This is a genomic window from Bradyrhizobium yuanmingense (assembly GCF_900094575.1).
GTDB classification, from domain to species: domain Bacteria; phylum Pseudomonadota; class Alphaproteobacteria; order Rhizobiales; family Xanthobacteraceae; genus Bradyrhizobium; species Bradyrhizobium yuanmingense.
In genome coordinates this window covers 1-13905 of the sequence record NZ_FMAE01000037.1, presented here as the reverse complement: position 1 = coordinate 13905, position 13905 = coordinate 1, and the positions used below count along the sequence as shown (strand labels likewise).

The following is a 13905-nucleotide window of genomic DNA, read 5'->3' as shown; positions in this document are numbered from 1 at the left end:
CGACAACCGGCCGGCGTATTGCCCGGTTGCAAAGTTCCTGCATGGACATCGCTCGGATCTTATTCCCCGCCGGTTGCGCTCGACGATAGCTAGAATCAATTCTTCGGTGGCGATCAGAGCCAGCTCCATTTTTTCCTTAACAATAGTCGACGTATCTCGACCGATACTGTCGAGATGGTTCAGGGCCACCGCTTTGAAGCTATGGGCTAGGCGCTCCTCGGCATCGTCGCGTGCATAGTCTATAATAGTATCCAGGTGGGCGACGATTTGAGCCCGTTGCTCGGTCGGTTTTGGACCGTCAAGCAACGTTATCGCTCGAATAAAGGCCTCTTCAAGAGGGATCATATCAGGTTTCCTTTGTTGCTGGATTGGAAGCCGCAGTAGCTCGCACCGGTGCTGCAGATTAGCGAGGCTCGACGCGCAAAGGCAACTCCTCAGAAAAAGGAGTTGATGTTGCGCAATCTTGAGGGGCGACCATCATCGGCATGGATCGGTGTGCGGCGGGGGCGAGGCAATGCAGCGATCAAACCGGGGTGGTGTCCTAATTAGGCACCCTTCACAAATCACACCAACGAATTGGCCCCGGGCGATGGTGCCCGAGGTCTTTCACCTAGATGAGACTGCAATTTCTGCACACTACATCGCAAAACTGCTCCGCATTTAGTTCAAGGTGGATGGCGCGCCGTATGGCGCTCGCCTTCACGAACAACGACTGGGAGCATTAGGTTAGTCAAGCCGGACACGAATTCGATAGCTTTGCGAGCCTCCTCATCCCGCTGTCTCCGCGTTTGGTCATTTGGGACTTTCAACATTCTGTGTCATCAAACAAACAAGCGGAAGGCAAGAAGACAAGCGAAGTTGTCGGCGGGCTCTCGTACTCCAGTTCGACATCTGCAGCCGAGCAGTCCGTCTAGCACCCATAAAGGGAAGATGGCATCCACGTCACCTCAGTAGCACGCTTCTCCGGAGTGTATGCACAACGTAAAGCCCATTCAGCAGCACAAAACTGAGGTGCAAGGCGGCCTCCGACTTCACTATAAGACGACGGACGCGTAAGCCGGATGCGAGGCCGCACATTGCACTCTCTTCATGATGCTTCCACAACCAGATGTCTTGGTGAGATGAGTCAGCTGCATCTTCGATCCCAAGAGCGAGGAGGGGTGCGATGCCCGACGTTGAAGGTATTCCGTTTGATGCGCCCCTCTACCATGGGAGCAAAGACCGTGGCAGCACGTTCCTGCGCTGCCGAGCCATAAACCTTAAATTCAGCGTGGGCAACGAGGTGAGTCATCTATTGCCGAAGGGGTTAGTACCGTCAGCGAACCCCGCAATCAGCCATTGTTGGCGTCGCGAGCTATCCCTCAAGCACAGTGGGGTCATGCTTGGAGTGCTACTCAGGAATTCAAGTTAGTAATTCTGGCGGTCAGATTGGCTTTTACACTCCTTACATGTACGTGACAACGAATGGAGCTATCGCCCAAAGTTGGTGACCGGCGGGAATCGGTGAAGTGGCCCCCGGATTTGGGACCAGAAGCCTAGTTGGAATGTAGCCGTTCCGTTTGGTAAACGGAGCGGACGATGACGAAGAAGACGAGACGGAAGATCGACGCGGCGCTGAAGGCGACGATCGCTTTGGAGGCGCAGCGTGAACAGGTGAGCGTGGCCGATCTGGCGCAGCGCTAGGAGGTGCATCCCACCAGATTTATTCCTGGAAGAAGCAACTGCTGGATCAGGCGGCCAGAGCTTTTGATCCCGCTGGGGAGGCGGCGGACGTTGGTCGCGACCGTGAGATCGAGAAGCTGCATGCCACGATCGGGCAGTTGGTCGTGGAGCGGGATTTTTTAGCGAAGAGGTCCGGAAGATGAGCATCCCGGACCGCAGGGCGAAGCTCGACCGCGCGCATGGCGTGCTGTCGATCCGCCGCCAGTGCCGGCTGCTCGGGCTGTCGCGCTCGGGCGTTTACCGGACGCCGCAGCCGGCCAATGACGACGATCTGACGCTGATGCGCCAGATCGACGAACTGTTCACCGCGCGGCCGTTTCTGGGCTCGCGGCGGATGGCGTGGCTGCTGAGCGAGGATGGCGTTCCGATCAACCGCAAGCGCGTGCAGCGGCTGATGCGCAAGATGGGGATCGAGGCACTGGGGCCGAAGCCGCGCACCAGCAAGCCTGCGCCGGGGCACCTGATCTATCCCTAGCTGCTGCGCGGCTTGACCGTCGACCGGCCGAACCAGGTCAGGGCGACCGACATCACCTATATCCCGATCGGACGCGGCTTCCTCTATCTGGTGGCTGTGATCGATTGGGCGAGCCGGGCCGTGCTGAGCTGGCGCCTGTCCAATACGATGGACGTGTCGTTCTGCATCGACGCCCTGGAGGAGGCGCTGGCGCGGTTCGGGTTCACGTCCGGTTCTGAGAGAGCGCGGGGCTGCAATGCCCCGCGCCACTCACCTATCTCAAGGGTTATTCGGATGGCCACGAGGCCAAAGCCGGAATGCCCGATGGATCGAGTTTTACAATTTCCAGCGCCCCCATCAGGCGCTGGAAAACCGCGCGCCGATGACGGTCTGGCTTCCATTGACTTCCGTTCGAATATACCCCGCCGATGCTGCTAATTCTCTCGTGTGGATTCGTGCTGTCGGTCTTACTGACGCAACGAACGCGTGCGAGTCTGGCCACGGGGTCTCTTCTTCCGCATGCAAAAGGAGCAACAAGGTTAGCGTTCAGTGGCGGACCATGCCGCCGACCAATTCAGGTAGTTGCCCCGGTTCTAGCTAGAGATACCATGAGTTTTATCGTATGAGAACGTCTTCTCTCGGACCGATTGCATTGGTGAATTCAAACCGTGTCGCTGTCTATAAAGCTATCGGATGTAGTCTGGCTTCGGCCGCCCTTTTTACCATTATGGTGGTGCTTATCAAAGGAATGGGTCCACAGTATCCAATTGGACAGATTTTGTTCGTTCGTAGCTTGTTCGCTATGGTCCCAACCTTGTGGTTGGCATATCGGCTGAGCGGATGGCAGGAGCTGCGCACTAGGCGGATTAGCGCTCATCTCTATCGCTCGGGTGCTGGCATATGCTCGATGTTCTTCACTTTCACCGCTCTCAGCATGATCCCGTTAGCAACAGTCATGGCGCTAAGCTACGTTGCACCGATATTCGTTACGATCCTAGCTATTCCCATGCTTGGCGAAACCGTGCCGCTCCATCGCTGGGCCGCCGTGATCATCGGCTTTGCTGGCGTTCTCTTGGTCGTTCATCCAGATGTTAGCGGCATCTCGCTCGGCGCTGTTCTGTCGCTGGCCGGCGCGTTGACTGCCGCGCTCGCGATGATTTTTATCCGCAGGATGGCTGATACCGAGTCAAGCACTGCGACCGCTTTCTATTTCACACTGGCGGGAGTCGTCGTTGGCGCAGCCACCTTGCCCTTTGCAAATGTTTGGCCAGAACTCGCTGATATACCGACTTTGATTGCTATCGGGCTTGTCGGCGGCATCGGGCAGATCCTGGTAACTATGGCTTACCAGTTGGGGGCTGCTTCGATGGTCGCGCCCTTCGGCTATGTCTCGTTAGTTTTCTCACTTGGTATCGGTTTCATTATCTGGGGTGAACTTCCTACCATGATCGAATTATTTGGTATCTTCGTTATAACTATCTCCGGCTTTGTCACTGCTTTCTATGAGCGACAACGATGAACGTTGCCCTTCACAACGCGCTTTGCGGAGATCAAGAATGCCGACGGAACTCACCACGTAAACCTGACATCATTGCTGAGAGGAATGCGCTGCAGGCCATAGATTGCGCGGCTTTCAACAGCGTTCGCCTATCCTTCGGCACGAGCCGCCCGCCCAGAAGACGAATCTCTGTCACTACGCTCGCGAGATCCGCTTCGGGGCACTATCCTGTAAAACCATAAATGAAAGAGGATATCATATGGGCAATCATAGGTGGAGGACATGGTGGTCAATCCATGGCTGGTCATCTAGCCATCATGGGATGTCGCGTTAGATTGTACAATAGAACGGCGAGAACAATTGAAGAGATAAACAAACTTGGTGGGATCAACATTGACGGCGCTCTCCAAGGTTTTGGCGGACTTGAACTCGCGACTACGGACATCGGCGAAGCGCTCGCAGGGGCACACGTTGTGGTGGTGGTCACCCCAGCAACCGCGCATGCTGAGATAGCGACCAAGTGCGCTTCGCACTTGGTTGACGGGCAGATCGTTTTCCTTCATCCGGGTGCGATGTGCGGGGCTATAGAATTCCGCGAGATTCTCCGAAATGCGGGTTGCACCGCAAATATCCCAGTTGCGGAAAGCAATCATCTTCTCTACGCGTGCAGAAGTGGGAAACCTGGTTACGCCGAAATCCTTGCCATCAAGAAGGATGTATTACTTGCCACGTTGCCGGCAAACAAGAATAACGAAATCCTGGAATTGCTCAACGAGGTGTTCCCGCAGATTCGGGGTGCAAGAAATGTCCTGGAAACGAGCCTGTCCAATGGCGCTGTCATAATGCATCCGGCCCCCACGATCTTTAACCTCTCCATGATCGAATCTCAGCACGACTGGCTTTACTATTCAGAAGGTATCACCCCCACCATTGGAGCCTTTGCGGAAGATATCGACCAGGAACGCGTAGCTCTTGGGAAGTCTTTCGGCTTTGACTTGCCCTCTGTGCGCGAGCTGTACCGATTAATTTACGGTGTGCAGGGCGAAAGCCTTTCCGAAATCTGTCGCAAGAATCCGGCCTACGAGAAGATTAGGGGGCAGAAAGACCTGCGGACGAGATATATTCTTGAAGATATCCCGTTCGGCCTCGTTCCCATGATCGAATTGGGCAGGATGCAGGGATTGTCGATGAGCCGAATGAAGTTGATCGCAGAACTTGGCCAATATCTGCTAAAAGACAATTCATTCTTGTCACATGGGCGTACCCTGGCGAACCTGGGCCTCGGCAATATGACATCTGAAGAGTTTGCCATGTTCGTTCAAACGGGTGAGCGACCCGTCCGCCATCGTGGTTCGCCCGCCATGTGTCGGCATAGCCGCCGCGCTTGACCGCGACCCATCCCGCGTCGCGTTCGAGAGAGTGCGCCAGGGCGACACAGTTGACCGCCCGGCGCAGATGCATTTGGCCGAGCAGGTAGCGGGCGGGCCAGCAGATCGCCGCCTCCATCCGCGTGACATCGCTGAAGGACGGCAGCAGGCGCGTGCGGTTCTGCATCCGCATCGTTTTCTCGAGTTCGCCTTGCGCCTGTTGAGCGAGCAAGTCCTCGAACTCGTAATTGTAGGCAGGCCACGGAGCGCCATAGCCCGCGACCGCGCGTATCGGGATCAGACGCAGCGTTCGCATCGCCTCGGCGAGACGCGTGCCCACGTGCGGGCCGCACCAGACCGAAGGCGCGACGTCCCCTATCACGGCCTCTTCGAGCGGGTTGAATTTCGGCGGTTCGTCGCGCCGGATCAGAATGCAGTCCATGTTTTACCTCTGTTTGGCGCATAGAGCTCGCGAACAAGCCGCTCACGATACGCCTGTTGCTTCCGTGTTTGTCGATCAGTGTCGGCTGCAGACGACAGCCCATGCTCCAGCTTGTGGCAGTCAGCGCAGACCGCTTCCAGGTCTTCGAGGCGCTCGCGAAAAATTCGCTCATAGGTGCGGTGATGCACCTCCCGCGCCAAGTCGCCGCAGCGCTGGCAACCGCCGTGCTCGCGCTCAATGACGGCGTCCGCCTTGGTGCGCCATTGCTCTGATCGCAGATAGGCGTCGTAATCCGTCATTCGCCGCGCTCAAAATTGTAGCTTGCTGTTGCTGCTTTGCGGGCGTTCTCTTCGCGAGGTTGCAGTCGGCAAACCGCCCAGTGTCGCTCTGAAACTCGAGTCCGAACTTGGTTGCGTACCCAAGCTCTTCGAACCGAGATTTCTTGTGATGCAGCTCGGTGTTGAACTCGCGCTCGCCCTTGTCGTTGAACAGCCGACGCCGATGCACCACAAACCCCTGGTCGACCATGTTGTCCCAGTGCTTCGATCCGTGGATGTGCTCCAGCTCCGGCGGATCGCTGCGCCTGTAGCCATCTCCTGCCTTGGCCGGATGCGCGAGGATCTGCACATGGCAGTCGAGGTCGACGGCGAAATTGTACAGCTCGCGCAGGCACCGGCCGATAGTCGGTCTCGCTTTCGCGCGGCTCGCGGTTCGCTTCCAGCCGATTCCAGGGATCGATCTGCAGGAATCCGGACGCTGTGGCGATGCACAGCAGCCTCCGCCTGCGACAACAGCCATTGCAGATCAGGCCACCGGTCCGGATGGGCCCATAAACAGATAGTGCTCATTGATCCAGCGGTCCGCATCGGCGATCTCCCTGTCGGTCGTCACCGACAAGGTGCCAGCCGCGAGCTTGCAGCGGTGTCCCCAACTGTTGAACCCCGGGGACCAGATCGTCATCGGCGGCGGATCCGGCAGATCGCTCATTCCGGTACAGGCCGCTCGTCGGCTACGGCAACGGGCCATAAAGCACCAACTCGCGCACCGCCTGCGCGCCATCGCTGCGCAGATGATCGTTGGCGTCCTTTGAACCTTCCGGCCAGTTGACGAAATAGAACCGCGCGATGCCGAACAGTTGGGCCATGGCCGCGCGCAGCTTCAAACCGGCGCTGTCCTGATCGCCGCACCAGATGATCCGCTTATGCCCACGAGCCTGGGTGCGGGTTCGCCCAAACGGCGTCGGAAGCGATGGTGGCCAGCCCGTCCTCGAAGACCAGGGCTGGCCGCCTCTACCCCGAGAGAGTCGGGCGACACTCACCTCGTCCCCTCTAGAAGCGCGCGTATGCGTGCAGCGATCCGCCGCGCGTCCTTCGGCCTAAGATTGGGCTTCACGCTATCGAGTATGCCCAACACTGCCTGAGCCTCCTCGGCATCAAATGTCGCGACTTGGCGATCTGCCAGGCTCAAAGACTGATCGGCCGCGCGGGCCTGATTGGCTGCAAGCACCTCAAGCGCTTGCGACTGTAGGGCCGTGATCTGCCGCTCGAATACATCGGTTGGCCCCCGGCTGAAGTTTAGCGGCCACGTCGCTCGGCGCCCGTCTGGAGAAAAAAGCGTTGTCCCTATCCCGCGCCGCTAACTCCACCGCCAGCCTCACAACAGCGGAAGAAGCTGACGGCGGGATACATTCATCGAAAAAAGCCGTGCCACAACTACCAGAACCGGTTGCCGCATCACAGCCGCGGGTCGCTGGGAGTGCGGGCGGGACTCGGCGCGGAGAAGGATGCGAGACACCTACTAGGATTGGTCGGCCACTAACCCACGCCCGAGGTCTAAACTGAGGCTCTTTTTTCTTGCAGATGGGAGAGACCCGAGTGATCAGCCGCATACGAATTCAATGCATCAACAAGACTGACAGGCAGAACCCTCACGAGCGAGTCAAAAACGTTGGCGGAGTAAATCCGGACGGGTCCAGGTGGAAGCAATCCGTCAATGCCACGATCAAAGAAATCGAAAACGGTGTATGGGAGTTCTATGTCGAAGAAGAACACAAGGCCAATGTGATCGTGGCCGTCCACAACGGGCACAAGTACATCAAGACGAGGGGGTCAGGCGGCGGCGGACAGAACGACGTAGGCGGGCGGCAGCTTCTTGCCTATGGCCTTGGCGCCGGCCGCCGTGACAACGAAGACGCGCATCGAGCCGAAATCGCGTTCGGGGTTGCGGACCATGTAGCCCTTGCCGATAAGGCGCTGTGCGACACCGATGTCTTCGCCGTTGTCATGAGCGGCGACGAAGTTGCGGCTGATCGAGTTGCCGTGTTCGAGCCCGAGCGCGCGGCGCGTGATCATCTTTTCCTGAATGCGTGAGCAGGTATTCGGTCACGGCGCTCCCCTTCAGCTGAACAAGGCGTTCTGATCCGAGTGCATTGCCTGCGGCGCGGAGCGAAGCGGTTTTGCGGGGGGGGGGCTGCGGGAGATCGACGGCGGTCAGGCTGTCCTCGTGAGCCGTCATGCCGCTGACGTTCTTCCGGCGGTCGTGCCGATCTTGACGAGTTCCGAGACGCGCGGACGGATCGCCAGGACGCTTTCCTTCAGTCGCTTGGCGATCTCGTCAGCCGTCAGGCGGTAGCCGTTGAGCATCAGTTCGATGATCGCGATGCGGAGCATCGCTGCCCGGCTGACAATCTTCTCGGCGGCGTCACTCGAAGCGCCACCGCCCTTCGATCCCGGCGTGTTCAGATAATTTTGAGACATACACAAAGCTCTCCCGTTCGCCCTGAAGGGCGTTGTTCAGATCAGCGACGTGCGGTGTGGATTTCTCGTCCCCGTCCGGCGTGAATCACGCCGGTCCCGCCGGAATCAATGGATAGTCGACGGATTATCCGTCACGCAAGAGTTTTGATAGGCATCTTGACGGACGGCCGCTGGCCCATCGTTAGCGAGCCGGAAAGAGCAGGCCGATCTCGCGCATGGAAATCGCCAACTCCATATTATCTTTTGGGGCCGGTTTCGGTTATGCGCGGAAACGTCCGCAAAACTAAACCCCTGCTTTCGATAGGGCCTGCGAGACCATTGGAGGGTATCCCCTATATATAAGATAGTAATATATAGTCGTAATATATTCTGATGAAGATATGTGTGTAGGGGATTACGTCTATGTATAGGGGCGAAACCCCGGAATCGTCAGTTGATGTTTTGCTGGATGATGGATGAGTCCGTCACTTCGACGGATGGAAGTGGATATTATCCGATGCGCAGGAAGGTCATGTCGGAGTGGGACGCCAAGGCGGCGTTCCTCAAGTGCCGGACGATGGTTGGTCCTTCGTTGGCTTCGCCAGCGCCTTGCCGTGCCATCCTAGTGAGGCAGAGGCCATCGCGCGGTATCTGCACCGGAAGAAGCTGATCTGGCTCTCGATGCGCGCTGGGCACGGCAGAGTGTTCCCGGCAGCGATGCGTCCCGGTCGAGGTCGGCCGAAGGCTCTCGGCGTCGAGCAGCCGCCGTTGATTGATCCGGAACTGGCTGGCTTCCTCACCCAGGCGCATCCCACGTTCCTGAAGATCAGGCTCTTGCTCGGCCGCGATCCCGGCGGGGCATGGAACGAGCATCAGGCGCTCAAGGCCGAGATCAAGTTCGCCATCGCGGTCGAGGCGACGAACCTCATCAACCTCTGCCGCACGTTCGCCAAGGAACACCCCGCCATTCCCGTTGCCACGCTCCGTGATGCACTCTGGCTCGATAGGCCGCACACCATGCCCATCGTCGCGCAGACGCAGCCCGATCTTGCCCCGGCTGGCTCAGAGCAGTTGGTCGAGCAGCCGAAGGGACGGCAGCGGCTTTCGAGGAACCTGACCGACGAAGAGCGGATGATCGCCTACATCGAAGCCGCCGGCGCATCTGGCATTGCCGCCTATGAGATCGCGAACAAGGGCAAGATCGCTCGCGACCGGGTCGTCATCATCGGCGAGATGTTCGAGAACATGGGGACCATCCGTTCGGCGGTCGTCCGCACGTCGGATCGGGGGCGATTGGGGACGCGATACTTCATGCGGAAGTACGGCCAGCCGGTGATCGGCGAGGGCGGCAGGCTACTTTACTGTCGCGACTTGGCGATCTGACAGGCGCAGAGCCTGATCGGCCGCGCGCGCCTGATTGGTTGCAAGCACCGCACGCGCTTGCGACCGCAGGGATGTGATGTGCCGATCAAAGCTCAACGAGCGAAGGTTTGGAGGGTTGATTGTCACCGCCCATGCGGACCCATAGTAGAAGTTAGCGGCACGTGACTCGGCGCTTTGTCGGAAGCGCTGTCCCTACCACGCACCGCTAACTTCACCACGATCAGCCTCAAGCAGCGGAAGAAGCTGACGGGGTGTGGTATCATTCGGCGAACGCCCTAGCACAACTACCAGGACTGATCGTTATCCCTTGTTCATCAGTATCGGTCCTGAAGTCGCGCGAGCGCGGCTCGTCACTTTGACGGCAGGCGATGTCCTACCGCGCTCACACTGCCGGGGAAGTTAGCGGCGACGTGACCCTGAACGCCTTCCGCTCAGCAAGGAAAGCGCTGTCCCTATCACGTGCCGCTAACTTCAGTAGTCAGCCTCGGCGTCAAGAGGCCAACCACCCGGCTTTCCCGTGAGGGCTGTCACACCACGGGATAAAGCGGATTATAGCGGGAGAGGGGTCGTGGGGAGACCTACCAGGGTTAGTGCTTGCCGGTGCCCACGTGAAATCTCACAGTCTTCATCGCTCCAGGCGGCACAGTCTTCATCGCTCTAGGCGGCGCAGAGTCGGCGCTCTAGTGTTTAGCGCCGGTGCAAAGATCGCGCGGCACGTGGTTGTGTCTTGCTTTCGACCTTAATCCCCACAGCGACTGACTTCGTGACGCGCGCCTTACCTACATACTCTTGTAGCTGACCAGTTCGTGCTCTCTTGGCTGAATCGCTGTCGGGACGCACCCTATCCCAGTCGCGAGCCCAATCGCCGGATGGAGTGTAGCCATGACGAATGAGCCGGATGTTCCCTCGGACGTATTGCTCAGATCGAACTGAATGAAATGGCCGCGATCTGTATTGAGCAGATGGATGACGAAATCACGCTCGTCATTGCAAGTATTGTCGGCGTTCACTTCCAAGTGACAGTGGACCAGGCGCTTGAGCTATCTCGGGCTCTCGCTGTTTCCGCGGAGAAAGCGCGTCAGTCGCTGCTTTCAACGAGGTATCATAGCGCGTTGCCACCCCACGGCGTTGATCGATCCTGTTGAAAGATCCGCTCGACCTGGTTGCGAGCTCTCAGGAGACGATCTCCAAGGGGGCCATGGAGCGGAAAACGGGGTAGTTCTTTGAATGAAGACGTCAAACGTGTCGTAATTAACGACCTCGATAACACGCTATTCGACTGAGTTGACTTATGGCATTCACCGCATGATGGCGACGGTCAACGAAATTAGGCGGCATCAGCTTCGATGACCTGAAGCCCGAAATCAACACCTCGTGCAGCAACCCCGCCTCCGGCTCAAGTGACCAAGAACGTCCATTGGTCATGTCCTTTGTCGCAGGAGCAAAGATACCGAGTCAACAACAACAGTTCGTTCTTGACGCTCGTCAAGCAAGGCAGTGCGCCGGTCGTGAAGCTCGTCAAGGTGCTCGGCAATCGAACGGTGCGTCTCCTGCCATTCGAGATGGCGGCAGTGGTGAAACGACCATTAGCGCCATCAACCGCGGGGGGGGATGGGGCCTCTGGCGTTATGTCATCACTGAATCTCCGTCTGACCAACCAAATCAGGTAGGCACGCGACGAGCGGCTTTGGCGCTACAGTTCTTGCTGGTCCCTGGAGCTTGACGGCACCCCACGGAAGGAGCGGTGGTCAGGCGGCAAGTCTGGCCATCAAGGTTAGCCGCGTGGCAGGGACGGCGCTTCGTTTATGCGACGTCCAAGGCGCCGAGTCATGTCGCGGCCAGCTCTCCGGCAGCGCGGGCGCGGTAGGGACAGCGTCGTTTCGCATGTTTCGCGACGTCGAGTCGCGCTCGCGCGGCTTCCGGTCCGCGCGGGCGCAGCGGCCCTTCCAGCCGAGCCGATCACAAATGGAGCCAGTGCGGTGATGGCGAAGTAACAGGATGTTAGCGATTGGACGCACTACCGAGATCAAAATCGACAAGACGGCGGCCGTCATAGTTCAGCAGATGGACGATGAAATCGCCTTTTCTGAAGAACTGTTCTTCGGTAGCGGCGCCGCAAAATCTGGAAGTCTCACGTCATGCGCAAGGTATCGATTACTACCGTTCTGATGCTCGTCTCATGCAATGCTATCGCAAACGACGATTTGATGATGACAGCCAGACAGATCTTCAAACCGATCCCTTCTGCTATCCCCACCCTAAAGGACAATCCCGTGACGACCGAGAAAGCGGAGCTCGGGAAGATGCTGTTCTTCGACCCTCGTCTGTCGGCGAGTGGGATCATTAGCTGCAATACGTGCCACAATCTTGGAACCGGCGGCGTCGACGCGGGTCCAACGTCAGTTGGTCACGGTTGGCAACGGGGAGCGCGGCGGGCGCCAACCGTCTACAATTCAGTGTTCAATGTCGCGCAATTCTGGGACGGACGCGCGCCGGATCTTAAGGCACAAGCCAAGGGGCCCGTTCAGGCGAGCGCCGAAATGAATGCGACTGCGGATCACGTAACGACCACACTGAATTCGATGGAAGATTATGTTGGCAGGTTCAAGCAAGCATTCCCGCTTGATACACCGCCGGTCACCTTCGACAATTTCGCGAAAGCGCTCGAGGCTTTCGAAGCGACGCTCACGACACCAGCAGCTCCGTTCGACCGATATCTGAACGGCGATGGCAACGCGCTGGATGGCAACCAAAAGGCGGGATTGCGGCTGTTCATGGACAAAGGCTGCGCCTCCTGCCACAACGGAATCAATATTGGTGGGCAGGAGTTTTTCCCGTTCGGCGTGATTGAAAGACCAGACAGCAAACTGCTTCCCGCAGCCGACCAGGGGCGTTTCGCGGTCACGAAGGCCTTCAGCGACCGATACGTGTTCCGCGCCGCCCCTTTGCGCAACGTAGCCTTGCGAGCTCCCTACTTCCATTCGGGTCAGGTTTGGACGCTCCAGGAAGCCGTCGGCATTATGAGTGAGGTCCAGCTCGGCGCCGAGCTCACCGAGAAGGAGACGAACGATATCGTTGCGTTTCTTAATTCACTGAGCGGCCGTTTGCCCAAGATCGAATATCCGATACTGCCAACGCGCACAAAGGAGACGCCGCCACCGTCCTTAGACAGATAGTGCCCTTGTTCACTATCCTGAGTGTTCTACGGTTTAGTTGCGGCGACGCAGCTCCGCTTTGTAGCTGCCGCAAGCCGGAGCGCGTTCAGGCTCATCGAACCGATCTCTGAGGATCGCACTGCTCCCTGTGTCAAGCGACGTCCGGATTTAACCCCGTAGCGACATGAAGAAGTGACCCCCTTGTTGTTTTGGCGGATGTGGAGCAAGCCGCTCGCGGAGCGCGCCCCCATAGCGCCGTAGCGAGCGAGCGGCTTGCTTCACGACGTTTTCTCCGATTTAGCTTCTTGCGCCGCGGCCTTCTGCAAAAGCCCGCTACGACGCTTTTCCTTCAAGCGGTAGCTGTCGCCGCGGATTGTGATCACGTGACTGTGGTGTAACAGGCGACCAAGGATCGCGGTGGCGACCACAGGGTCGCCGAAGACTGAGCCCCACTCGCCGACGCTGCGGTTGCTGGTGAGCAGGATCGCGCCTCTCTCGTAACGGCGGCTGACGAGCTGGACGAAAGAGATGTGCGGCATTGGGCTCAAAGGGCAGATAGCCGAGTTCGTCGATGATCAGGAGCTTTGGCTTGGCAAATTGCGCGAGCCTCTCGTCAAGCCTGCCTTCGCTGTGTCCTTTGGCAAGTTGCGCAACGACCGTCGTGGCTGCGACGAACTGCACGGAATGCCCAGTCAGGATCGCTTCACGCCCCAGCGCGACCGCCAAGTGCGTCTTGCCAACGCCAGGCGGTCCAAGCAGCAGCACGTTCTCGCCATTGGCAATCCAGCGCGCGCCAGCAAGCTCACGTACCTGCTTGGGGGATAACGTACAGAGTCTTTCGCACTTTCAGGATTGACGGCTTCTTCTAGAATGAAGGAGCTTTGAATGAACGATGGGAATGCCATGGGTCAGGTGATCCAAATTGATGAGGCCCGGATTCGAGATCACCTGGGCGAGATGGTCCGCGGGACAGTGGAAGAGACACTGAACGCGATGCTGGAGGCCGAAGCGGACCAGCTGTGCGGTGCTGGGCGGTATGAGCGCAGCCCGGCGCGGCAGGACACGCGGGCAGGCAGCTACGAGCGAACGCTGCAGACCAAGGCGGGCGACGTCAATCTGAAGGTTCCGAAGCTACGGCGGCAAACCTTC

General features: G+C 58.4%; 12 protein-coding genes and 3 pseudogenes. 7 read left to right on the top strand and 8 right to left on the bottom strand.

The annotated features are described in order from the left end of the window. Window positions 1-345: hypothetical protein (locus GA0061099_RS37255; protein WP_141697780.1), on the bottom strand; the 345-nt coding region annotated here is incomplete at its 3' end. A 1233-nt stretch (window positions 346-1578) separates the two neighbouring features. Between GA0061099_RS37255 and GA0061099_RS43285 the strand changes: the two are divergent. From GA0061099_RS43285 to GA0061099_RS37225, 3 genes and pseudogenes are all read left to right on the top strand, one after another. After that, window positions 1579-2558: pseudogene (locus GA0061099_RS43285) on the top strand (IS3 family transposase); the annotation flags it as partial. Between the two features lie 240 nt (window positions 2559-2798). Further along, the gene (locus GA0061099_RS37230; RefSeq protein WP_081493104.1) at window positions 2799-3695 is read left to right on the top strand and encodes a DMT family transporter; all 897 of its coding nucleotides are present in this window, start codon (window positions 2799-2801) and stop codon (window positions 3693-3695) included. Window positions 3696-3916: 221 nt separating this feature from the next. After that, complete coding sequence (locus tag GA0061099_RS37225; protein WP_063822496.1) at window positions 3917-5062, top strand: NAD/NADP-dependent octopine/nopaline dehydrogenase family protein; 1146 nt, start codon at window positions 3917-3919, stop codon at window positions 5060-5062. Window positions 5063-5467: 405 nt separating this feature from the next. On the opposite strand, the gene GA0061099_RS40780 is transcribed toward GA0061099_RS37225, so the two are convergent. The 4 genes from GA0061099_RS40780 to GA0061099_RS41705 are packed head-to-tail and all read right to left on the bottom strand — an operon-like array spanning window position 5468 to window position 6645. Next, a complete protein-coding gene (locus tag GA0061099_RS40780) occupies window positions 5468-5782 on the bottom strand; it encodes a hypothetical protein (protein WP_124163402.1) in 315 nt (104 codons plus the stop codon). Continuing rightward, complete coding sequence (locus tag GA0061099_RS37215; RefSeq protein WP_124163403.1) at window positions 5718-6281, bottom strand: P-loop NTPase family protein; 564 nt, start codon at window positions 6279-6281, stop codon at window positions 5718-5720. The genes GA0061099_RS40780 and GA0061099_RS37215 overlap by 65 nt, the downstream gene beginning before the upstream one ends. A gap of 6 nt (window positions 6282-6287) precedes the next feature. Beyond that, on the bottom strand, window positions 6288-6470 hold the full coding sequence (locus GA0061099_RS37210; RefSeq protein ID WP_036031881.1) for a hypothetical protein: 183 nt from the start codon (window positions 6468-6470) through the stop codon (window positions 6288-6290). A 22-nt stretch (window positions 6471-6492) separates the two neighbouring features. Next, window positions 6493-6645: a hypothetical protein gene (locus GA0061099_RS41705; RefSeq protein WP_157786090.1), complete on the bottom strand. Its 153-nt coding sequence runs from the start codon at window positions 6643-6645 to the stop codon at window positions 6493-6495. Window positions 6646-7342: 697 nt separating this feature from the next. Between GA0061099_RS41705 and GA0061099_RS37200 the strand changes: the two are divergent. Then, window positions 7343-7537 (top strand): annotated as a pseudogene (locus tag GA0061099_RS37200) (DUF3892 domain-containing protein); the annotation flags it as partial. A gap of 54 nt (window positions 7538-7591) precedes the next feature. Here GA0061099_RS37200 and GA0061099_RS41700 read toward each other — a convergent pair. Both GA0061099_RS41700 and GA0061099_RS37195 read right to left on the bottom strand, forming a co-directional pair. Continuing rightward, a complete protein-coding gene (locus GA0061099_RS41700) occupies window positions 7592-7834 on the bottom strand; it encodes a hypothetical protein (protein WP_162130869.1) in 243 nt (80 codons plus the stop codon). Between the two features lie 159 nt (window positions 7835-7993). Continuing rightward, entirely contained in the window at window positions 7994-8239 is a 246-nt protein-coding gene (locus tag GA0061099_RS37195) for a hypothetical protein (RefSeq protein WP_074448546.1), read from the bottom strand. A 747-nt stretch (window positions 8240-8986) separates the two neighbouring features. Between GA0061099_RS37195 and GA0061099_RS37190 the strand changes: the two genes are divergently transcribed. Together GA0061099_RS37190 and GA0061099_RS37180 are read left to right on the top strand one after the other, a co-directional pair. Continuing rightward, window positions 8987-9601, top strand: coding sequence for a hypothetical protein (locus tag GA0061099_RS37190; RefSeq protein ID WP_141697779.1), 615 nt, complete (start codon window positions 8987-8989; stop codon window positions 9599-9601). A gap of 2138 nt (window positions 9602-11739) precedes the next feature. Continuing rightward, complete coding sequence (locus tag GA0061099_RS37180) at window positions 11740-12777, top strand: cytochrome-c peroxidase (RefSeq protein WP_050996292.1); 1038 nt, start codon at window positions 11740-11742, stop codon at window positions 12775-12777. 257 nt (window positions 12778-13034) lie between these two features. Here the strand turns inward: GA0061099_RS37180 and istB are convergent. Further along, window positions 13035-13572, bottom strand: a pseudogene (istB, locus tag GA0061099_RS37175) (IS21-like element helper ATPase IstB); the annotation flags it as partial. Window positions 13573-13641: 69 nt separating this feature from the next. Here istB and GA0061099_RS37170 point away from each other — a divergent pair. Next, a partial coding sequence (locus GA0061099_RS37170; protein WP_199751050.1) for a transposase occupies window positions 13642-13905 on the top strand: 264 nt, incomplete at its 3' end.

Coding starts and splice junctions, on each gene's coding strand:
- GA0061099_RS37230 (WP_081493104.1), top strand. CDS start 2,799: ATGAGAACGTCTTCTCTCGGACCGATTGCATTGGTGAATTCAAACCGT.
- GA0061099_RS37225 (WP_063822496.1), top strand. CDS start 3,917: ATGAAAGAGGATATCATATGGGCAATCATAGGTGGAGGACATGGTGGT.
- GA0061099_RS40780 (WP_124163402.1), bottom strand. CDS start 5,782: ATGACGGATTACGACGCCTATCTGCGATCAGAGCAATGGCGCACCAAG.
- GA0061099_RS37215 (WP_124163403.1), bottom strand. CDS start 6,281: ATGGCTGTTGTCGCAGGCGGAGGCTGCTGTGCATCGCCACAGCGTCCG.
- GA0061099_RS37210 (WP_036031881.1), bottom strand. CDS start 6,470: ATGAGCGATCTGCCGGATCCGCCGCCGATGACGATCTGGTCCCCGGGG.
- GA0061099_RS41700 (WP_162130869.1), bottom strand. CDS start 7,834: ATGATCACGCGCCGCGCGCTCGGGCTCGAACACGGCAACTCGATCAGC.
- GA0061099_RS37195 (WP_074448546.1), bottom strand. CDS start 8,239: ATGTCTCAAAATTATCTGAACACGCCGGGATCGAAGGGCGGTGGCGCT.
- GA0061099_RS37180 (WP_050996292.1), top strand. CDS start 11,740: ATGCGCAAGGTATCGATTACTACCGTTCTGATGCTCGTCTCATGCAAT.